Consider the following 20,481-nt stretch of genomic DNA (forward strand, 5'->3'; position numbering starts at 1 on the left):
GCGGTGCTTGATCGGCCGTCTTCGCGGGCAAGCCCGCTCCCACAGTTTTTTGTGTTGGATACAGAGCCTGTAAACGACGCGAAACCCTGTGGGAGCGGGCTTGCCCGCGAAGGGGCCATCTCGGTTTCATTTAGAGCATAGCCAATCCAGCCCACGCCATATTCGTCAGGTACTTTCCCGCTCTATGACCGTGCACTGCAGCAGATTCAATCGCTGCACCTCATTGCTCGACAACACCCCAAGGCTTTCCAGCACCCGCGTTGCTGCCAGCACGCCAATCTCCAGTGCGGGCGGTTTGATCGTGCTCAGGCTGGGCAGCAGCATCTCGGCGAACGGGTAATCGCCGAAGCCGAGTACGGCGCAGTCTTCGGGGATGTTGAGGCCGGCGCGTTGCCCGGCGAGCAGGGCGCCGGCGGCGAGGTTGTCGTTGGCGAAGATGATAGCGTCAGGGCGCGGCGAGGCGTTCATCAACGCTTCCATCGCTTGCTTGCCCGCCTCGAACGGGGTGCGATCGGCGTCCGGTGCGAACACCCAGGGCTCCAGACCGAGTTCACGCACGGTCGCGGCGTAACCGTCACGGCGCTCCAGTGCGCTGAAGTCGCCGGGTGCGCTGTTCTGCACAAATGCGATTCGCCGATAGCCCTTGTCGTGTAGAAAACGGGCGGCGCTGACACCTACCTCGAAGTGCGAAAAACCGATCTGCATCGGCTCGCGCTCCGGCTGGTAATCCCAGGTTTCGATCACCGGGATATCTGCTTCGGCCAGCATTTTTTCCGTGCCCGCGCTGTGAAAGTGACTGGTGACCACCAGCGCCGCCGGCGACCAGCCGAGGAAGGCCCGCACCGCGTTTTCTTCCTGTTCAGTGCTGAAGTAACTCGAGGCCAGCAGCAACTGATAACCGTGGCGGCTGAGGGTGTCGCTGAAGCCTTGAATGGTGTTGGCAAAGATCGGCCCGGAGATGTTCGGGATCACCATGCCGACGATTTTTCCCCGTGCTGAAGCCAGCCCGCCGGCCACCAGGTTCGGCACGTAGCCCAACTCGGCCACCACCGCCGCAATTCGCTCACGGCGTTCGGGCGAGACCTGTTCCGGTTGATTGAAATAACGCGATACGGTGATCGCCGATACGCCAGCCTGGCGTGCTACCGCATTGAGGGTCACACGTCCGGCGCCACGGCGTTTGCGGGGCTTTTCCTGGCTCAAGTCTCGATCCTTGTTAAAAACAAAAACGCATATAAAAGTAATTTTTCAGTATTGGACGGTCTATGTGCAGCTTGCCAATACTGGGGATGTTAGCGCTAACAATGCGCGTTGTCTGCTACTCGCTCGAGCGAATGCCCAAGACATCGATTCAGGCGCTGTCGTCGCAGAACGGCAGCGATTCAGGGCCAATTTCGAGCGGGCAAACATGCACAACATTCCTGGGGCGACACCTAAACTGGCGCAATCGATTTGCGCTGCCGGCTGGATTTTTACCGGGCTGGCGGCGTTGCCGCTGGCCGACGCTTTTGCAGCTGACAGCAGCGATCAGGAGCCGACCCTCAAGTCGGTGACGGTCACCGCCACCCGCCGCGAAGAGTCGCTGCAAAAGGTCCCGGTGGCGGTCTCGGTGATCGACGGTGAACAGCTGGAGCGCGACAACCGCAATGGTGTGGCAAGCATCGTCCAGCAAGTACCGTCGCTGAATTTCCGCACCGGCGCGTCGAACAAGGACACCTCGTTGTTCGTGCGTGGCGTCGGCACGATTTCTACCTCACCCGGTGTCGAACCCACAGTGGCCACGGTGATTGACGGCGTGGTCTATGCGCGTCCCGGCCAGTCGACCCTCGATCTGTTGGATCTGGAGCGTGTCGAAGTACTGCGCGGCCCGCAGGGCACTCTGTTCGGCAAGAACGCCTCGGCCGGTGTGCTCAACATCACCAGCAAGGCGCCGACCAACGAGACCCACGGTTACATCGATCAGTCGTACTACAGCGGCAACGAAAGCCGCACTCGCTTCGGCATCGGCGGCAGCCTGATTCCGGACACGCTCAAGGGTTCGATCAGCACCTTGTTCGGTACTTACGACGGCAATGTCGACAACAAACACAACGGCCAGGAGGTCAACGGTTACAACCACCGCGGCGTGCGCGGCAAACTCGAATTCACCCCGAACGATGACGTCACCTTCACCCTGATCGCCGACTACATGCAGTCCCACGACGACGGCCCCAACGGCGTGGTCAGCAAGTCGCTGACGCCGGCCTTCGCCAACGCGCTGAGCCCGGTTTACGCCAGCAGCCATAACCGCGACATCAACACCGACACCCGCACTCACGTCGAGGACACCAACAAAGGTCTGTCCGGCCAGCTCGACTGGCAATTGGGCGATTACACCCTGACGTCGATCACCGCGTGGCGCGGCTGGGACAACACGCAGTATCAGGACGGCGATCGGCTGAGTACGATCACTGCAGCGTTCCCCGGCACCGCCGACAAGGGCGATCTGGCCTTCGACCAGTATTCGCAGGAGCTGCGTCTGGCCTCGCCGAAAGGCCAATTCCTCGAATATGTCGGCGGCCTGTTCTACATGCACGGCAAGGATGACGAGACCTATCAGCGCACCTTGACCACCACCACACGCACCGACCGTGGCGTCGCCGATTACAGCACCACCAGCGACAGCTACGCCGCGTTCGGCGAAGCCACGCTGAACTTCACCTCGGACTTTCGTGGTATCGCCGGCCTGCGCTACACCCACGACGAACTGGAATACGATCACCGCCGCATCTCGACGTCGGCGACCACGGTCAGCGGCATTCAACCGGCGACCAGCAGCTCCGGCTCGGTGGACGAGGACGGCTGGTCCGGCCGCCTCGGTGTCCAGTACGACCTCAGCGATGCAGTCACCACCTATCTGACCTACTCGCGCGGCTACAAAGGCCCGGCCTACAACGTGTTCTTCAACATGCAGCCGCGTGACACCGAGGCGCTCAAACCGGAAACCTCCAACACCTGGGAAGCGGGGATCAAGGCCACGAGCTGGAACAACCGGCTGACCACCAACCTCGCGGTGTTCCACAGCGACTACGACAACTATCAGGCGAACTTTTTCGACACCGTCGCCGGGCAAGTGGTGACGCGCCTGATCAACGCCGGCAGCGTCAGCACCGAAGGCGTCGAACTCGATTACGCCTTGCAGGCGACCCGGCAACTGAAGTTCTCCGGGGCGCTGGCCTACACCCGCGCACGCATCGATCAATTCAGTTGCCCGGCGGGCGCTGCGGCGTCGTGCAACGTCAATGGCAAGCCGCTGCCGTTCAGCCCGGACTGGAAAAGCTACGTGCGCGCCGACTACAGCATTCCGTTGGACAACGGTCTGGATATCGAACTTGGCACCGACTACAGCTGGCAAAGCGAAGTGCAGTACGACATCAGCCAGAACGCCGACACCAAGCAAGGCGCCTACGGCATCTGGAACGCCAGCGTCGCTCTCGCCGACTACACCAACGGCTGGCGCGTGGCGCTGCTGGGCAAGAACCTCGCGGACAAGTCCTATTCGCCACTGCTGGCCAGTGGCGGCAACTACATCTACCGCGCCGTGCCACGGGATGACGAGCGCTACTTTGGCGTGCAACTGCGCAAGGATTTCTGAGATGAGCAGACAATTGAAACTGGGCGCGTTTCTCATGGCCACCGGGCACCACGTCGCCGCGTGGCGTCACCCGCAGGTGCCAGCCAATGCCGGTCTGGATTTCGCCCACTACAAGCGTCTGGCGCAGATTGTCGAGGCAGCAAAATTCGACACGCTGTTCATCGCCGATAGTGTGGCCGCGCCGACCCAGGACATCGCCAGCCGCATGGCGCGCTCCGATCACTTCGAACCACTGACCTTGCTCTCGGCGTTGAGTGCGGTCACCGAACACATCGGCCTGATCGCCACGGCGACCACCAGCTACAACGAGCCTTACCACGTAGCGCGCAAATTCGCCTCGCTCGATCACCTGTCCGGTGGGCGCGCCGGGTGGAATCTGGTGACCTCGGACAACGCCGCCGAAGCGCTGAATTTTGGTCGCGAGGAGCACATCGGCCACGCCGACCGTTACCGCCGCGCCCGTGAGTTTCATCAGGTGGTCACCGGGCTTTGGGACAGTTGGGAGGACGATGCCTTCGTGCGTGACAAGGCCAGCGGCGCGTATTACGACCCGTCGAAGCTGCACGTGCTGGATCACGTCGGCGAGCACTTTCGGGTGAAAGGCCCGCTGAACGTGGCGCGCTCACCGCAGGGGCAACCGGTGGTCGTGCAGGCGGGTTCTTCCGAAACCGGGCGGGAATTGGCAGCGCAGACCGCTGAAGTGGTGTTCACCGCGCAAACCTCGCTGGCCAGTGCTCAGGCGTTTTACGCCGACCTCAAGGGCCGCCTGCCGAAATACGGGCGCAGTGCCGATTCGCTGAAAATCATGCCAGGGGTGTTTGTCGTCGTCGGGCAGACGGAGGCCGCAGCGCAGGAAAAATGTGAAACGTTTCAGCAATTGGTCGAACCGGAGGTTGGCGTCGCCTTGCTTGGGCGTATGCTGGGCAACTTCGACTTGTCGAAGTACCCGCTGGACGGACCGTTGCCCGAGTTGCCGCTGACCGACAGCGGCCAGCAGAGCCGGCAGAAATTGCTGACTGAACTGGCGGGACGGGAGAATCTTTCGCTCGCCGAGTTGGGGCGCAAGATTGCCGGCGGGCGTGGGCATTACAGCTTGATCGGGACCCCGGTGCAGATCGCTGACCGCTTGCAGGAATGGTTCGAACAGGGTGCGGCGGATGGCTTTAACGTGCTGGTGCCGCACCTGCCCGGTGGGCTCGAAGACTTCGCCCATGGCGTGGTCCCGGAACTGCAGCGGCGTGGGCTGTTCAGAACCGAGTATGAGGGTCGGACATTGCGCGAGAACCTCGGTCTCGCCCGGCCTGGCAACAGATTTGTGTAACACCCTTCGCGAGCAGGCTCGCTCCCACATGGGCGTGCATTCCAAATGTGGGAGCGAGCCTGCTCGCGAAGAAGTCGACACCCATTGAAGACAGACAAGAGAGGATTCGATGACTTACACCGCTGCCGAAAACCGCTACGACTCCATCCCTTACCGCCGCGTCGGCCGCAGTGGTCTGGTGTTACCCGCGCTGTCGCTGGGCCTGTGGCACAACTTTGGCGACAGCACGCCGATCGACACCCAGCGCGCCTTGCTGCGTACCGCGTTCGACCTGGGCATCAACCACTTCGACCTCGCCAACAACTACGGCCCGCCGTACGGCAGCGCCGAGATCAATTTCGGTCGCCTGCTGCGTGAAGACTTCAAACAGTACCGCGATGAGCTGATCATCTCCAGCAAGGCCGGCTGGGACATGTGGCCCGGCCCTTATGGCCAGGGCGGCGGCTCGCGCAAATACGTGTTGGCCAGCCTCGATCAGAGCCTGCGGCGCCTGGGCCTGGACTATGTGGATATCTTTTATTCGCACCGCTTCGACCCGGACACCCCGCTGGAAGAAACCGCCAGCGCCCTCGCCACTGCGGTGCAGCAGGGCAAGGCGTTGTACATCGGCATCTCGTCGTATTCCGGGGTGAAAACCCGCGAGATCGCTGCGCTGCTCAAAGAGTGGAAAGTGCCGCTGCTGATTCATCAGCCGGCGTACAACCTGCTCAATCGCTGGGTGGAAAAGGACCTGCTCGACACCACCGATGAGCTCGGCACTGGCGTGATTGCGTTTACCCCGTTGGCGCAAGGTCTGTTGACCGACAAGTACCTCAACGGCGTACCGGCGGATGCGCGGGTCAATCGTCCGGGTGGCGGTTCGCTGCAGGCTTCGCACTTGTCCGAAGCGAACATTGCGCACGTGCGCGCGTTGAACGAGATTGCCAAGCGTCGCGGCCAGAGCCTGGCGCAACTGGCATTGGCCTGGACCCTGCGTGATCCACGGGTGACCTCGGCGCTGATCGGCGCGAGCCGGCCGGAGCAGATTGTCGAGAACGTCGGGGCGTTGAAGAACCTGAGCTTCAGTGCTGAAGAGTTGGCGGAGATTGACCGGTTTGCCCAAGAGGGCGGGATCAATCTTTGGGAGAAGCCTTCGACGGCGGAGTAACGTTCAAGCTGCAAAAAGCTTTCGCGAGCAGGCTCGCTCCCACAGGGAAACGCGTTCCAATGTGGGAGCGAGCCTGCTCGCGAAGGGGCCGCTTCAGTTACTGAAGATCTCGATACTCAGCGAAAGAAAGGCACATCCCCCAACACCGTAGCCCGCTGCATCACCCGCCGCGCCGGCCGGTAATCATCCACCGCGTAATGCTGCGTCACGCGGTTGTCCCAGAACGCAATGTCGTCCTTCTGCCAGCGCCAGCGAATGGTGAATTCCGGTCGCGTCGCGTGGGCGAACAGAAACTTCAGTATCGCTTCGCTTTCGGTTTCCGACAGCTCGTTGATCTTCGACGTGAAGCCTTCGTTGACGAACAACGAGCGGCGTCCGCTCACCGGGTGGGTGCGGATCACCGGATGCGACAGCGGCGGATTCTTGCGCCGTGCCTCTTCCCATTGCGCCAGTGCGTCGGGCGTGTTGCCGTAGCGTTCCAGCGGAAACGAACGGGTGAAATCGTGAGTCGCGGTCAGCCCTTCGAGCAAGGCTTTCACAGGCGCCGACAGGGCCTCATACGCAGCAATCCCGCTGGCCCACAAGGTGTCGCCGCCAAACTCCGGCAGCAGCTTGGCGCTGAGTACCGCGCCCATCGCCGGGGTCGGCAGGAAGGTCACGTCGGTGTGCCAGATTGCGTTGTCGCGCACGTCGGTGACAGCGGTGTCGAGGATCAGCACTTCAGGCTGCTCCGGCACATTGGGGTAGATCGGGTGAATGTGCAGGTCGCCGAAGTACGCCGCAAAACGCGCCTGTTGTGGCGGCTCGATCGGCTGGTTGCGGAAGAACAGCACTTGATACTTGAGCAGTGCCTGCTCGATGGCGTCGCGCTGTTCCAGGTTCAGCGGCTGGCTGATATCGACGCCACTGATCTGTGCGCCGAGGGCCGAGCTTAAGGGGGTGATGGTCAGGCTGCTCATGGTCTTACTCTTCGAATTCGGGGGATAGAGCTTTTGTAGGAGTGAGCCTGCTCGCGATTGCAGGCTGGCAGTCAATGCTGTGGTGAATGACACACCGCAATCGCGAGCAGGCTCACTCCTACAGGGGATTCACAAAAAATATTTCAGTGCGCCTGGCCGTGCCACGGCACCAGTTTGCGCTGCAGGGCGCGCAGGCCCATTTCCATGGCAAAGGCGATCAGGGCAATCACCAGAATCCCCAGCACCACCACATCGGTGACGAGGAACTGCGCGGCCGACTGCACCATGAAGCCCAAACCGCTGGTGGCAGCGATCAGTTCAGCGGCGACCAATGTCGACCAGCCAACACCCAGACCAATGCGCACACCGGTGAGAATGTCCGGCAGGGCGCTGGGCAAAATCACATGGCGGATCAGTTGAGCGCGAGTGGCGCCCAACGACTGCGCGGCGCGCAGTTTGGCCGGATCTACGGTGCGAACGCCGGTGGCGGTAGCAATGGCAATCGGCGCGAAAATCGCCAGGTAGATCAGCAGCACTTTCGACAACTCGCCGATGCCGCACCAGATCACGATCAGCGGCAGATAGGCCAGGGGCGGAATCGGCCGATAGAACTCGATCAGCGGATCGAGCACGCCACGGGCGATACGGTTGGCGCCGATGGCGATACCCACCGGCACCGCCGTCAGAATCGCAAAACCAAGGCCCAGGCCAATGCGGCTCAAGCTCGCGCCCAAGTGCTGCCACAGGGTCGAATCCATATAGCCCGTGGTCGCCAGCAACCAGCCTTTTTGCAGCACGGCGGACGGCGGTGGCAGGAACAGGGGTTCGATCAGGCCGGTGGCTGTTACGGCCCACCAGATCACCAGCAAAGCGAGCAAGGTCAGCAGGCTGATCCAGCGCGTGCTAAGGCTGCGGCGCACAGGAATCACCACCGATGGGGTTTTTACCGCCGGGGCGGAAACGTCGTAACTGCTCATGCGCGCTCCTGCCGCTGAACGGCGCTGCGTTGCGAGAACACTTTGCTCAGCACGTGCTCGCGGGTTTCGATAAAACGCGGGTCGGATTTGATTGCCCGTGCCGACTCGCCGGCGGCGTAACGCTGACCGAAATCCAGGTGCAGGCGCTCGACGATCTGCCCCGGATTCGGCGCGAGCAAAATCAGGTCAGTGGCGAGGAACACCGCTTCTTCAATGTCATGGGTAATCAGGAAAACCGGCTTGGCGGTGCGCTGCCAGACTTGCAGCAACAGCTCCTGCATCTGTTCGCGGGTGAACGCGTCGAGGGCGCCGAAGGGTTCGTCCATCAGCAGCACGCGCGGGTCGGCAGCGAGGGCGCGGGCCAGGCCAACGCGCTGTTTCTGGCCGCCGGAGAGCTGCCAGATACGGCGGCTTTCAAAACCGGAAAGATCGACCAGCGCAAGCATTTCGCGGGCGATCCTCTCGCGTTTCTCCTTGGCGACACCGGCCAGTTCCAGACCAAACGCCACGTTGGCCAATACGTCCTGCCATGGCAACAAAGCATCGTCCTGGAACACCACGCCACGTTCGGCGCTCGGGCCTTTGACCGGCACGCCGTCGAGGGTGATGCGCCCGGCGCTGGGTTCGACGAAGCCGGCAATCAGGTTCAACAGCGAAGTCTTGCCACTGCCGGACGGGCCGAGGGCGACCAGCAACTGCTGAGGCCCGAGGGTCAGGGAAATGTCCGCCAGCACCGGTGCAGGGCTGCCGGGATACTGTGCGCTGATGCGCTCCAGCTGTAGCAAGGCCATCGCGGTTAACTCCCGATCAGTTGGTGATGTATTTGGCGCTGACGTACGGCGCGTAGTCCGGCAGTACGGCTTCGACCTTGCCTTGCTCCTTGAGGAACGCGGCGGTGTCGGTGATGGCCTTGGTGGTCGGCGCGCCGAGGGTGATCACTTGATCAGCCGCCAGCGGGTAGACGTTGCCTTGCAGCAGCAAAGGAATGTCGTTGGCCTTGGCGCCTGAGAGCTTCACCAGTTTGTCGACGTTGGATTGGTCGGCGAGCCAGGCTTTCGGGTCTTTGCGGTAATCGGCGTAGGCGTCGAGGGTGACCTTGGCGAACGCGGTGACGATGTCCGGGTGCTTCTCGGCGAAGTCCTTGCGTACGATCCACGCATCGAAAGTCGGTGCACCGAACTTGGCCAGCTCGCCGGAGGTGATCAGCACCTTGCCGTTCTCCTTGGCCACGCCGAGTGCCGGATCCCACACGTAAGTGGCGTCGATGTCACCGCGTTTCCAAGCGGCGATGATCGCTGGGGGCGCGAGGTTGAGCACGGTGACTTTCGACGGGTCGATGTTCCAGTGCTTCAGCGCCGCGAGCAGGCTGTAGTGACCGGTAGACACGAACGGCACGGCGATTTTCTTGCCGACCAGATCCTGCGGAGTGTTGATCCCGGAACCGTCGCGAGCGACCAGTGCTTCGGCGGCGCCGATCTGGGTAGCGATGAGGAAGGTTTCCACCGGAACCTTGCGGGTGATCGCGGCGGTCAGCGGGCTCGAACCCAGGTAACCGATCTGCACGTCACCGGAGGCGATGGCGGCAATGATGTCGGCGCCGTTGTCGAACTTGCGCCAGCTGATGTCGGCCTTGGTGGCTTTTTCGTAAGCGCCGTCGGCCTGTGCGACTTTCGCCGGGTCAACGGTGGTCTGGTACGCGACGGTGAGGTCGGCGGCCTGCGCCAGAAAGCTCGCAGCAGCCAGAGAGGCTACGGCCAGCAGGCGAAGCGGGACATTCAGTTTCATTGAAGAGCTCCATATCAGGCGACCGAGGATCGGCGTGAAAGGAGACTAAATGATCTAAGAAACTAAAAATAAATAACTTTTTAGACTTAGCTTATGAGCGGAAAAATCTAAGCCTAGCCGCTGTGCGGTCATTCGCGAGCAGGCTCGCTCCCACAGGAGATTGCAATCCAATGTGGGAGCGAGCCTGCTCGCGAAAAGGTTCGAAGAACCTTCTGATGTCAGTTGCTGATCGCCAGAATACTCGCCTGATACGACCCGACAAACACATCGAAATCGCCAACCTCGTTCTGCTCCAGCTCAGCCTGTTGCGCCAGCGAAGACCGCGCCAGTTCTTCAAACTTCGCCTGTTCCTCAGCTGCCAACGGCTCGCTGCGGAAGAACTCGGCATGCGCCTGGCTCTGACGCAACGAGAACTGCGCAAAGCTTTCCTTATGCTCAGCCATCGCCGCCAGCACCTGCGCGGATGGCGTCAGGGACGGGTCGCTGACCTTGGCCAGTTGTGCATCCAGCGCCTTGCTGTGTGCATCGCCGCCATGGCTCTGATCCAGCAGTGCTGCCAGTGGCGCAATTTGCTCCAGCAGTTCTGCCGCCCAGGCTTTCATTTCGACCGGCTGGCCGTCACGCTGCAATTGCAGGCCCGGCCGGCGACCTTCCTTGACCACGCTGAGGAAGTTCGAGGTGGCATTGCCGCACGAAGTGTTGGTCAGCAGCGGGCTGTCATTCAGCGCGCAGTACAGCAGGAACGCGTCGAGGAAGCGCGACTCGGTGACGTCGATCCCCATTGGCAGGAACGGATTGATGTCCAGGCAGCGCACTTCGACGTACTGGATGCCACGGGCCATCAGGGCCTGGATCGGCCGCTCGCCGGTGTAGGTCACGCGTTTCGGGCGGATGTTGGAGTAGTACTCGTTTTCGATCTGCAGGATGTTGGTGTTGAGTTGCACCCACTCGCCATCCTTGTGCGTGCCGACTTCAACGTACGGCGCGTACGGTGTAGCCACGGCTTTGCGCAGGCTGTCGGTGTAGCTCGCCAGATCGTTGTAGCACGGCGTCAGACCGGCCTGGGCGTTGCTCTGATAACCGAGGTCGCTCATGCGCAGGCTGGTGGCGTACGGCAGGTACAGGGTGTCCGGATCCAGTTGTTCCAGCTGGTGCGAACGGCCACGCAGGAAACCTGCGTCCAGCGCCGGCGAGGCACCGAACAGGTACATCAGCAGCCAGCTGTAGCGACGGAAGTTGCGGATCAGCGCGATGTAGGACGACGACTGGAAGTCGCGGTCGGTGCCGACGAAACCCTCGGCTTCGCGCAGCAGCGGCCAGAGCTTTTCCGGCAGGGAAAAGTTGTAGTGAATCCCGGCGATGCACTGCATGGTCTTGCCGTACCGCAGGGCCAGGCCCTTGCGGTAGACGTACTTGAGCTGACCGATGTTGGAGGTGCCGTAATAGGCGATCGGGATGTCTTCCTCGGCCGGCAACGGGCACGGCATCGATGGACTCCACAGGTACTCGTCGCCGAGCTTGCTGTAGGCAAAGCGATGAATCTTGTCCAGGCTCGCCAGGGTGTCAGCCGGGTCGGGCAGGGCGGGCGTGATGAATTCCAGCAGCGACTCGGAATAGTCAGTGGTGATCTGTTCGTTGGTCAGCGCGGAACCCAAGGCTTCGGGGTGCGGCGTTTGCGCCAGACGACCTTCGCTGGTCACGCGCAGGCATTCACGTTCGATACCGTGGAGGCACTGTTCGAGCAGAGAGAGGTTGGCGCGCTCGCCGAGCAGAGCCAGGCGGCGGTTGAGAAGTTCGCTCAATTTGGATTCCTTCACGCGTCAGTCGCCCCAATATGGGGGTGGGCAGGACGGTCTACAAGGGTGAAGTTGAAACTGGCGTTTTCGCCTGGTTTTTTGGGCTCACGAAGCCCCTTTCGAACCGCCGACTTCAATCCCTGAATCTGGCAGATGCACGCGAAGATCATGCCGTTCCTGTGGGAGCGGGCTTGCTCGCGAAGGCGTCGTGTCAGGCGACCTGATGCTGCCTGACACTCCCTCTTCGCGAGCAAGCTCGCTCGCACAGAAAAGCTCGACGCTGCGATCACAGCGCCGAAATTAACTCAAATTGATGACGACAAGCTACAGGACAGCGAACGTGCCTTGCGCTTTTGCGACCAGTTTGTCGCCCTGCATCACGTCGGCTTCGACCACCAGCGTGCGGCGGCCCGGGTGGATCACCCGCGCCGTGCACAGCACCTCGCCGTCGGAAACGGCGCGGATGTAGTTGATCTTGCACTCGATGGTCGCGCTCTGCTGATCGAAGCCGTGGGAGCTGGAACAGGCCAGCCCCATGGCGATGTCGACCAGACTGAACAGCGCGCCACCGTGCAATTTGCCGCCGCGGTTGCGCAGTTCCGGTTCCAGCACCAGGGCGACTTGCGCCACCCCGGTTTCCAGGCTGTGCAGGCGGCAACCCAACAGCTTGAAAAACGCGCTCTCGACGAGCCCGGCCGGAATCTCCATCAGCGTTTCTTCAACTGCTTGGCGTTGGCGAACAGCGAGGCCATCGCATTGTTCACCGGCGCTGCGGTTGCGGTTTCCTTGCGTGGCGTGTTGTTCGATGGCTGGCGCTGGGCCGAGCCCGGACGCGAGCCACGGGCACCGTCGATCTTCTCGCCCGGGGTGTCGCCCATGCGCATCGACAGGCCGACGCGTTTGCGCGGGATGTCGACTTCCATGACCTTCACTTTCACCACGTCACCGGCTTTCACGGCTTCGCGCGGGTCCTTGATGAACTTCTCCGACAGCGCCGAGATGTGCACCAGACCGTCCTGATGCACGCCGATGTCGACGAATGCGCCGAACGCGGTCACGTTGGTGACGACACCTTCGAGGATCATCCCCAGTTGCAGGTCTTTGAGGTCTTCGACGCCTTCCTGGAACTCGGCGGTCTTGAACTCCGGACGCGGGTCGCGGCCCGGTTTCTCCAGTTCCTGGATGATGTCGGTGACGGTTGGCAGGCCGAAGGTCTCGTCGGTGAATTTCTTCGGATCCAGACGTTTGAGGAACCCGGCATCGCCGATCAACGAGCGAATGTCGCGGTCGGTTTCAGCGGCAATGCGTTGCACCAGCGGATAGGCTTCCGGGTGAACGGCCGAGGAATCCAGCGGGTTGTCGCCGTTCATCACACGCAGGAAGCCTGCAGCCTGTTCGAAGGTTTTCTCGCCCAGACGCGCGACTTTCTTCAGTGCTGCACGGGTTTTGAACGCGCCGTGTTCGTCGCGGTGAGCGACGATGTTTTGCGCCAGCGTTGCGTTGAGGCCGGAGATCCGCGCCAACAGCGCCACGGACGCGGTGTTCACATCGACGCCGACGGCGTTCACGCAGTCCTCGACCACGGCATCCAGGCCACGCGCCAGTTTCAGTTGCGAGACGTCATGCTGGTACTGACCGACACCGATGGATTTCGGATCGATTTTCACCAGTTCAGCCAGTGGATCCTGCAGGCGACGAGCAATGGACACCGCGCCACGGATCGACACGTCCAGGTCCGGGAATTCCTTGGCCGCCAGTTCGGATGCCGAGTACACCGATGCACCGGCTTCGGAAACCATGACCTTGGTCATCTTCATCGCTGGATATTTTTTGATCAGTTCGATCGCCAGTTTGTCGGTTTCGCGGCTGGCGGTGCCGTTGCCGATGGCGATCAGGTCAACCGAGTGCTTGGCGCACAGGGCGGCCAGGATGGCGATGGTCTGATCCCACTTGTTGTGTGGCACGTGCGGGTAAACCGTGGCGTGATCCAGCAGTTTGCCGGTGGAATCGACCACCGCGACCTTGCAGCCGGTACGCAAGCCCGGGTCGAGGCCCAGGGTCGCGCGCGGGCCGGCCGGAGCGGCCAGCAGCAGGTCGTGCAGGTTGTGGGCAAAGACGTTGATCGCCTCGGTTTCGGCGCCGTCGCGCAGTTCGCCGAGGAGGTCGGTTTCCAGGTGGGTGTAGAGCTTGACCTTCCAGGTCCAGCGCACCACTTCGCCGAGCCATTTGTCCGCCGGGCGGTTCTGGTTCTGGATGCCGAATTGCTGGCCGATCATGCCCTCGCACGGGTGCATGGTACCCGGCAGTTCGTCGCCGACTTTCAGCGCGGAGCTGAGGATGCCTTCGTTGCGGCCACGGAAAATGGCGAGCGCGCGGTGCGACGGCATGCTTTTCAGCGGTTCGTCGTGTTCGAAGTAGTCGCGGAACTTGGCGCCTTCTTCTTCCTTGCCGGCGATCACGCGGGCACTGATGGTCGCTTCCTGCTTGAGGTAGTTACGCAGTTTTTCCAGCAGGCTGGCGTCTTCGGCGAAACGTTCCATCAGGATGTACTTGGCGCCTTCGAGCGCAGCTTTCACATCGGCCACGCCTTTTTCGGCGTCGACGAAGCGTGCGGCTTCGGCTTCAGGAGCCAGGTTCGGGTCATTGAACAGACCGTCGGCCAGTTCGCCGAGGCCAGCTTCCAGGGCGATCTGGCCCTTGGTGCGGCGCTTCTGCTTGTACGGCAGGTACAAGTCTTCGAGGCGGGTCTTGGTGTCGGCGAGCTTGATGTCGCGCTCAAGGGCCGGAGTGAGTTTGCCTTGCTCCTCGATGCTGGCGAGGATGCTGATGCGCCGTTCGTCGAGTTCTCGCAGGTAGCGCAGACGCTCTTCCAGATGACGCAGCTGGGTGTCATCAAGGCTGCCGGTGACTTCTTTCCGGTAACGGGCGATGAAGGGAACGGTAGAGCCTTCATCGAGTAGCGCTACGGCCGCTTCGACCTGTTGCGGGCGTACGCCGAGTTCCTCGGCGATGCGGCTGTTGATGCTGTCCATAAAACCACCTGACATATTGTGAAAGCAGGCTCGCAGGCACGGAAATAAAGGCCCGGAGTCTGGTTGAGCGGCTAGAAAATTGCCGCTGCCTGGGTCAAAAGGCACCCCATTGACCCGTGAAATCGAACAATTACTGCGCAGCTCCGGAAAAAATCGCGGCCACCTGCGGTAACGATTCAGACGTTGCCTGGCACAAAACGCCGCGCATTATAACCAGCGTTCTGTCATTCGGGGGTGTAGCAGTCTGTAGGCATAAACCCCGGTTTTCTGGCAGTGAAGGAAAAATCTGCTAACAATGCACACGGTGCGTATAACGGCAGCTACGCCATAATGCGCGCCGAGCTAAAAGGAGCATCCAATGAGCAGCACTGCAAACAATGCTGAAGGCGAAAAAATTCTTATTGTTGACGACGATCCGGGGCTGAGCAGCCTGCTGGAACGCTTTTTCGTCAGCAAGGGCTACCGCGCCCGTGCCGTACCGAACACCGAGCAAATGGACCGTCTGCTGTCGCGTGAAGTGTTCAACCTGGTCGTCCTCGACCTGATGTTGCCGGGCGAAGACGGTCTGACCGCGTGCCGTCGCCTGCGGGCCGCAAACAACCAGATCCCGATCATCATGCTCACCGCCAAGGGCGATGAGATGAGCCGCATCAAGGGCCTGGAACTGGGCGCCGATGACTACCTGGCCAAGCCGTTCAACCCGGACGAGTTGATGGCCCGGGTCAAGGCTGTTCTGCGTCGCCAGGCCGCTCCGGTGCCGGGTGCGCCGGGCAGCGAGGACGAAAACGTCACCTTCGGTGACTACGTGCTGTCGCTGGCGACCCGCGAACTGAAGCGAGGCGACGAAGTGCACATGCTCACTACCGGTGAGTTTGCGGTACTCAAGGCCTTGGTGATGAATGCGCGTCAGCCGCTGACCCGCGACAAACTGATGAACCTGGCCCGTGGCCGCGAGTGGGATGCGCTGGAGCGTTCCATCGACGTGCAGATTTCCCGTCTGCGCCGGATGATCGAACCCGATCCGTCGAAACCGCGCTACATCCAGACTGTCTGGGGCGTGGGCTACGTGTTCGTACCGGATGGCGCCGCTACCAAGTGATCGGCGATTTGTAGGAGCGGGTCTGCGCAGGTCGGGTTGATCGACCCTCTACGCAGACTCGCAATCCGCAATATGCGAGCATGGCTCGCTCCTGCAAGTGTTTAACGGTTATCGATGAAAACCCCCGTCTGGTTCCCCCAAAGTTTTTTCTCCCGCACCCTTTGGCTGGTGCTAATCGTCGTGCTGTTTTCCAAGGCGCTGACCCTGGTTTATCTGTTGATGAACGAGGACGTGCTGGTGGATCGCCAATACAGCCACGGCGTCGCCCTGACGCTGCGCGCCTATTGGGCTGCCGATGAAGAAAACCGCGCGAAGATCGCCGATGCTGCAACCCTCATCCGGGTGGTCGGCGCCGGTGTGCCGGAAGGCGAACAGCACTGGCCGTACAGTGAAATCTATCAGCGGCAGATGCAGGCGGAGCTGGGGGCCGATACTGAAGTGCGTTTGCGCATGCACTCGCCGCCGGCGCTGTGGGTGCGTGCGCCAAGCCTCGGTGATGGCTGGCTGAAAGTACCGCTGTACCCGCATCCGCTGCGGGGCCAGAAAATCTGGAACGTGCTCGGCTGGTTCCTCGCCATCGGCTTGCTGTCTACCGCCTCGGCGTGGATTTTCGTCAGTCAGCTCAACCAGCCGTTGAAACGCTTGGTGTATGCCGCGCGGCAACTCGGCCAAGGCCGCAGCGTGCGCCTGCCGATCAGCGACACACCGAGCGAGATGACCGAGGTCTATCGCGCCTTCAACCAGATGGCTGAAGACGTCGAACAGGCCGGTCGCGAGCGCGAGCTGATGCTGGCGGGGGTGTCCCATGACTTGCGTACGCCGCTGACCCGCTTGCGCCTGTCGCTGGAGCTGATGGGCGATCGCAATGACCTGACCGATGACATGGTGCGCGACATTGAAGACATGGACGCGATTCTCGACCAGTTCCTCGCGTTCATTCGTGACGGTCGCGACGAGTCGGTGGAAGAGGTGGACCTGAGCGATCTGGTGCGTGAGGTGGCAGCGCCGTACAACCAGAACGAAGAGAAAGTGCGCCTGCGTCTGGAACCGATCCAGCCATTTCCACTGCGTCGGGTGTCGATGAAGCGGTTGCTGAACAACCTGATCGGCAACGCCTTGAATCATGCCGGCAGCGGGGTCGAGGTTGCGGCCTATGTGTCCGGTGACACCAGCGCGCCCTATGTGGTGCTGAGTGTGATGGACCGTGGCGCGGGGATCGATCCTTCGGAGCTTGAGGCGATCTTCAACCCGTTTACCCGTGGTGATCGTGCGCGGGGCGGCAAGGGCACAGGTTTAGGGTTGGCGATCGTGAAGCGGATTGCTTCCATGCATGGCGGCAATGTTGAACTGCGCAACCGCTCCGGCGGCGGATTGGAAGCGCGGGTACGGTTGCCGCTTGGGTTGATGCTTCCGCGAGATGCGGTTTAACAGCTGAAATTTTCGCTGAGGCTGATGGCCCCATCGCGAGCAAGCCCGCTCCCACAGTTGGAATGCATTCCCCTGTGGGAGCGGGCTTGCTCGCGAAGGCGGCCTCCCTGGCGCCACATCTCTAACGGATTAGCCCTTGCCTTTGGTCCGGGTCATGTTCGGCCCGCCATTCTTCTCCAGGTGCTCGATGATGATCCCCGCCACGTTCTTGCCGGTGGTGGTCTCGATCCCTTCCAGTCCCGGCGACGAGTTAACTTCCATTACCAGCGGCCCGTGATTGGAACGCAGGATATCCACACCTGCCACCGCCAGGCCCATGACCTTGGCCGCACGCAATGCCGTCATGCGTTCTTCCGGGGTGATCTTGATCAGGCTGGCGCTGCCGCCGCGATGCAGGTTGGAGCGGAACTCACCCGGTTTGGCCTGACGCTTCATCGCCGCGATCACCTTGTCGCCGACCACGAAGCAACGGATATCCGCACCGCCAGCTTCCTTGATGTATTCCTGGACCATGATGTTCTGCTTCAGGCCCATGAACGCCTCGATCACCGACTCCGCCGCCGTCGCGGTTTCGCACAGTACGACGCCGATGCCCTGGGTGCCTTCCAGTACCTTGATCACCAGCGGCGCGCCGTTGACCATGTCGATCAGGTCGGGAATGTCGTCCGGTGAGTGGGCGAACCCGGTTACCGGCAGACCGATGCCGCGACGCGACAACAGTTGCAGCGAACGCAGTTTGTCTCGCGAACGGGCGATGGCCACCGATTCGTTGAGCGGAAACACCCCCATCATTTCGAACTGGCGCAACACCGCGCAACCATAGAACGTCACCGACGCGCCGATCCTCGGGATCACCGCATCGAAGCCTTCCAGTGGCTTGCCGCGATAGTGGATCTGCGGCTTGTGGCTGGCGATGTTCATGTAGGCGCGCAAGGTGTCGATCACTACCATTTCATGCCCGCGTTCGGTGCCGGCTTCGACCAGGCGACGGGTGGAATACAGACGCGGATTCCGCGACAGCACAGCGATCTTCATGCAACACCTGTGGAGGAGGTAGATACCGGGAACACCGGCTTGTCTTGTACATATTTGATGCCCGGATTGACCACCAGCTGGCCATCGATCAGGGCTTTGGAACCGAGCAACAGGCGATAACGCATGGACTTGCGGCAGGCGAGGGTGAACTCGACCGCCCACACCCGATCACCGAGGGCCAGGGTGGTGCTGATCACGTAGCGCACCTGAGCCTGGCCGTTGGAGCTTTTAATGGTCTTGCGCGTGACCAGCGGTGCTTCGCAGCGCCGGTGACGCAACTGCACCACCGTGCCCAGGTGCGCGGTGAAGCGCACCCACTTCTCGCCGTCGCGCTCGAACGGCTCGATGTCGGTGGCGTGCAGGCTGGAGGTGCTCGCGCCGGTGTCGATTTTCGCCCGCAGGCCCGCGACTCCCAGATCAGGGAGCGCCACCCACTCGCGCAGACCAACAACGGTCAAATGGTCAAATGTCTTCAAAAAAGTGCTCAACCGTGGCAACCGCTCAGCCCGCACGGGGCCGGATTCGCGGTATTCACGCAGAATAAGGGTTAAAAGGCGACAGATATCTACAGCCCGGATCGCCGACGCCTCAAGCAGGTGTCGGGTGGTGCGCATTGTAATCCGGGATGGTGCAATTCATGGCACGACAGAAACGGTAGTACAGTTCACCAATATTTCAGAATGAGGAAATTCCATGGCACAAAAAAGCGAAGAGTACGACAAGGTCCGTCTCGACAAGTGGTTGTGGGCGGCGCGTTTCTATAAAACCCGGGCCTTGGCCAAAGCGGCCATCGAGAGTGGCAAGGTGCATTGCCGAGGGGAGCGCTGCAAGCCTGGCAAAGAGCCACGCATTGGTGATGAGTTCGAGATTCGCACCGGGTTTGAAGCGCGCACGGTGAAGGTTGAAGCCTTGTCGATCGTGCGTCGCGGCGCACCCGAGGCGCAGGCGCTGTATACCGAGACCGAGGCCAGTGTTGCCAAACGTGAAGCGGCCGCAGCGATGCGCAAGGCCGGGGCGTTGGGCGTGAGCACCGACGGCAAGCCGAGCAAGAAACAGCGGCGGGATCTGTTCAAGTTTCGTGGCAGCAGTAACGAGGCGTGAGAGCGACGTTTCTGCGTTGTTCAGGCCGGCCCCTTCGCGAGCAAGCCCGCTCCCACAGTGGATCCGGTTCCTTCAGCAGGAAAACGGTCAAGGGTGGGGGTAGCGGCGGGATCTGTTCAAGTTTCGTGGCAGCAGTAACGAGGCGTGAGGGCGACGTTTTTGCGTTGTTCAGGCCGGCCCCTTCGCGAGCAAGCCCGCTCCCACAGTGGATCCGGTTCCTTCAGCAGGAAAACGGTCAAGGGTGGGAGCGGGCTTGCTTGCGAATCGAGTGCGCAGCACTCGCCGGAGTCAACGTGGTATCAGGCGCTACGCACCACACTCATCCGCGAAACCATCGGCAACTTGCCCAGTAGCGCAAAGATCGGAGCGGTCGCTTTCAGCCAGAAATTCGCCGCGTGATAAGCAAACGGCGTGTAATAACCCCAGCCCAGCGCCCACACCGCCAGCAGCATGCCGCCGATGTAGTCGTCCTGGCCCCAATGCGCGCCGGCCACCAGACGCGGCAGCATGAACAGCAACGCCAGGCCCCAGACGGCGAGGAACTGACCGACTGTGCGACTGAACACGCCCATGAACAGCGCCCAGATCAACAGCACCGAAGCATGGTCACCGGGGAAACTCTGGCTCGAGCGATCCTTCAGCTCCCAGGCCTTTTCCAGGTGCGGGAAGTAGTCGCTGAGGTGCACCGCGCCTTCAAGTACCATCGACGGGCTGCTGTGCTGCCAGTCCATGTAGTCGGCGAATTTGGAAAACAATGCGCGGATGATCACCATCAGCAGCAGAATCGAGAAAAAACCGAAGAACGCGCGGCGTACGTCAATCGCCTTGAACACCCAGTCGCCCTTGATCAGCAGCGTCAGCAGGATCAACCCGACGACGATGTCGAAGGGACGCAGACTTGCAATTGCCCAGATGTGGAGCCATATGGGGTTGCTGGCCAGCGGTGCATTGAGTGAGCGGAATAGCCACTCGTCGAAAATCACACACAGCATCTGACCCGTAGGCCATAACCAGAAAGCCAGTAGCGCCAATGGCACTACGTTACACAGAACCAGCCGGCCGAGGTTCCACCTTGATTGGAACAAACCCGGATTGTTCATAAAATGCCTCCCGTGGCTGAACATTTCGCACCAAATGGGTGCGGAGAAGCGCGGGATTTTCATCTTT

Annotated in this window: 17 protein-coding genes; 6 read left to right on the top strand and 11 right to left on the bottom strand. The window is 61.4% G+C overall.

Annotation, left to right across the window (positions count from 1 at the left end; all coding sequences use genetic code 11):
- Nucleotides 1-165 precede the first annotated feature (165 nt).
- The gene (locus tag AC0J41_RS27990; RefSeq protein ID WP_473014152.1) at nucleotides 166-1,203 is read right to left on the bottom strand and encodes a LacI family DNA-binding transcriptional regulator; all 1,038 of its coding nucleotides are present in this window, start codon (nucleotides 1,201-1,203) and stop codon (nucleotides 166-168) included.
- A 205-nt stretch (nucleotides 1,204-1,408) separates the two neighbouring features.
- Between AC0J41_RS27990 and AC0J41_RS27995 the strand changes: the two genes are divergently transcribed.
- From AC0J41_RS27995 to mgrA, 3 genes are all read left to right on the top strand, one after another.
- Complete coding sequence (locus AC0J41_RS27995; RefSeq protein WP_473014153.1) at nucleotides 1,409-3,634, top strand: TonB-dependent receptor; 2,226 nt, start codon at nucleotides 1,409-1,411, stop codon at nucleotides 3,632-3,634.
- Between the two features lies 1 nt (nucleotide 3,635).
- Nucleotides 3,636-4,955, top strand: coding sequence for an LLM class flavin-dependent oxidoreductase (locus AC0J41_RS28000; protein ID WP_473014154.1), 1,320 nt, complete (start codon nucleotides 3,636-3,638; stop codon nucleotides 4,953-4,955).
- 109 nt (nucleotides 4,956-5,064) lie between these two features.
- Nucleotides 5,065-6,102 carry an L-glyceraldehyde 3-phosphate reductase gene (gene mgrA / locus AC0J41_RS28005; protein ID WP_473014155.1) on the top strand — a complete coding sequence of 346 codons (1,038 nt, stop codon included), beginning with the start codon at nucleotides 5,065-5,067 and terminating at the stop codon, nucleotides 6,100-6,102.
- 116 nt (nucleotides 6,103-6,218) lie between these two features.
- On the opposite strand, the gene tauD is transcribed toward mgrA, so the two are convergent.
- From tauD to AC0J41_RS28040, 7 genes are all read right to left on the bottom strand, one after another.
- The gene (gene tauD, locus AC0J41_RS28010; RefSeq protein WP_473014156.1) at nucleotides 6,219-7,061 is read right to left on the bottom strand and encodes a taurine dioxygenase; all 843 of its coding nucleotides are present in this window, start codon (nucleotides 7,059-7,061) and stop codon (nucleotides 6,219-6,221) included.
- A 143-nt stretch (nucleotides 7,062-7,204) separates the two neighbouring features.
- Nucleotides 7,205-8,038: a taurine ABC transporter permease TauC gene (tauC, locus tag AC0J41_RS28015; protein ID WP_025110987.1), complete on the bottom strand. Its 834-nt coding sequence runs from the start codon at nucleotides 8,036-8,038 to the stop codon at nucleotides 7,205-7,207.
- The gene (tauB, locus tag AC0J41_RS28020; RefSeq protein ID WP_025110986.1) at nucleotides 8,035-8,829 is read right to left on the bottom strand and encodes a taurine ABC transporter ATP-binding subunit; all 795 of its coding nucleotides are present in this window, start codon (nucleotides 8,827-8,829) and stop codon (nucleotides 8,035-8,037) included. Before tauB ends, tauC begins: the two co-directional genes overlap by 4 nt.
- Before the next feature lie 16 nt (nucleotides 8,830-8,845).
- The gene (tauA, locus tag AC0J41_RS28025; RefSeq protein WP_473014157.1) at nucleotides 8,846-9,823 is read right to left on the bottom strand and encodes a taurine ABC transporter substrate-binding protein; all 978 of its coding nucleotides are present in this window, start codon (nucleotides 9,821-9,823) and stop codon (nucleotides 8,846-8,848) included.
- Between the two features lie 218 nt (nucleotides 9,824-10,041).
- On the bottom strand, nucleotides 10,042-11,625 hold the full coding sequence (gene gshA / locus AC0J41_RS28030) for a glutamate--cysteine ligase (RefSeq protein ID WP_473014158.1): 1,584 nt from the start codon (nucleotides 11,623-11,625) through the stop codon (nucleotides 10,042-10,044).
- A gap of 318 nt (nucleotides 11,626-11,943) precedes the next feature.
- Nucleotides 11,944-12,327, bottom strand: coding sequence for a PaaI family thioesterase (locus tag AC0J41_RS28035; protein ID WP_473014159.1), 384 nt, complete (start codon nucleotides 12,325-12,327; stop codon nucleotides 11,944-11,946).
- Nucleotides 12,327-14,651, bottom strand: coding sequence for a Tex family protein (locus tag AC0J41_RS28040; RefSeq protein ID WP_025110983.1), 2,325 nt, complete (start codon nucleotides 14,649-14,651; stop codon nucleotides 12,327-12,329). The genes AC0J41_RS28035 and AC0J41_RS28040 overlap by 1 nt, the downstream gene beginning before the upstream one ends.
- A gap of 358 nt (nucleotides 14,652-15,009) precedes the next feature.
- On the opposite strand from AC0J41_RS28040, the gene ompR reads away from it, so the two are divergent.
- Nucleotides 15,010-15,750: an osmolarity response regulator transcription factor OmpR gene (ompR, locus tag AC0J41_RS28045; protein WP_007964700.1), complete on the top strand. Its 741-nt coding sequence runs from the start codon at nucleotides 15,010-15,012 to the stop codon at nucleotides 15,748-15,750.
- Between the two features lie 114 nt (nucleotides 15,751-15,864).
- Nucleotides 15,865-17,178, top strand: a complete 1,314-nt coding sequence (locus AC0J41_RS28050; RefSeq protein WP_003220639.1) for an ATP-binding protein — start codon at nucleotides 15,865-15,867, stop codon at nucleotides 17,176-17,178.
- A gap of 129 nt (nucleotides 17,179-17,307) precedes the next feature.
- On the opposite strand, the gene rimK is transcribed toward AC0J41_RS28050, so the two are convergent.
- Nucleotides 17,308-18,213: a 30S ribosomal protein S6--L-glutamate ligase gene (gene rimK, locus AC0J41_RS28055; RefSeq protein WP_007949201.1), complete on the bottom strand. Its 906-nt coding sequence runs from the start codon at nucleotides 18,211-18,213 to the stop codon at nucleotides 17,308-17,310.
- Nucleotides 18,210-18,689 (bottom strand): retropepsin-like aspartic endopeptidase RimB, encoded by a 480-nt coding sequence (gene rimB / locus AC0J41_RS28060; protein WP_003220644.1) that lies wholly within the window; start codon nucleotides 18,687-18,689, stop codon nucleotides 18,210-18,212. The genes rimK and rimB overlap by 4 nt, the downstream gene beginning before the upstream one ends.
- A 217-nt stretch (nucleotides 18,690-18,906) precedes the next feature.
- Here rimB and AC0J41_RS28065 point away from each other — a divergent pair, with 217 nt between their 5' ends.
- Nucleotides 18,907-19,314, top strand: coding sequence for an RNA-binding S4 domain-containing protein (locus AC0J41_RS28065; protein ID WP_473014160.1), 408 nt, complete (start codon nucleotides 18,907-18,909; stop codon nucleotides 19,312-19,314).
- 299 nt (nucleotides 19,315-19,613) lie between these two features.
- On the opposite strand, the gene AC0J41_RS28070 is transcribed toward AC0J41_RS28065, so the two are convergent.
- On the bottom strand, nucleotides 19,614-20,414 hold the full coding sequence (locus AC0J41_RS28070; RefSeq protein ID WP_473014161.1) for a phosphatase PAP2 family protein: 801 nt from the start codon (nucleotides 20,412-20,414) through the stop codon (nucleotides 19,614-19,616).
- Nucleotides 20,415-20,481: the final 67 nt, after the last annotated feature.

Source organism: Pseudomonas sp. Arb-4-2C (assembly GCF_055755015.1).